This is a genomic window from Archangium violaceum Cb vi76 (assembly GCF_000733295.1).
Taxonomy (GTDB): domain Bacteria; phylum Myxococcota; class Myxococcia; order Myxococcales; family Myxococcaceae; genus Archangium; species Archangium violaceum.
In genome coordinates, this window is record NZ_JPMI01000327.1 from 1 (window position 1) to 283 (window position 283).

Annotated in this window: 1 protein-coding gene; it reads right to left on the reverse strand. The window is 68.9% G+C overall.

All coding sequences use genetic code 11. The features are described from left to right. A partial coding sequence (locus Q664_RS44015; RefSeq protein ID WP_043410906.1) for a helix-turn-helix domain-containing protein occupies positions 1-114 on the reverse strand: 114 nt, incomplete at its 3' end. Between the last annotated feature and the right edge of the window lie 169 nt (positions 115-283).

Sequence of the window (283 nt, forward strand, 5' to 3'; positions counted from 1 at the left end):
TTCGAGGCGAATCGCCTCGTAGAGAGTCTTCCTGTTCACGCGCAGTATTTCGGCGGCTTCCTCCACCGTGAGAAACGCGGGCGCGGCGTCCGCAGCTACGGGGGGCGTGCTCATGGCTGGCGCCCCTCCTGCACTGGCGTTGCTCTCCGGGTTGGAGGAGGGGCCGCATTCCAGAGAATGCCGCGCCGCTGGTGCATGGACGCGCGAGCTTCCCGCCGGTCCCCAGCGTTGCCCCGTAGGCAAGTGCTCACAGGCGCGGCCTGGAGTGACCACAGGCGCGGCC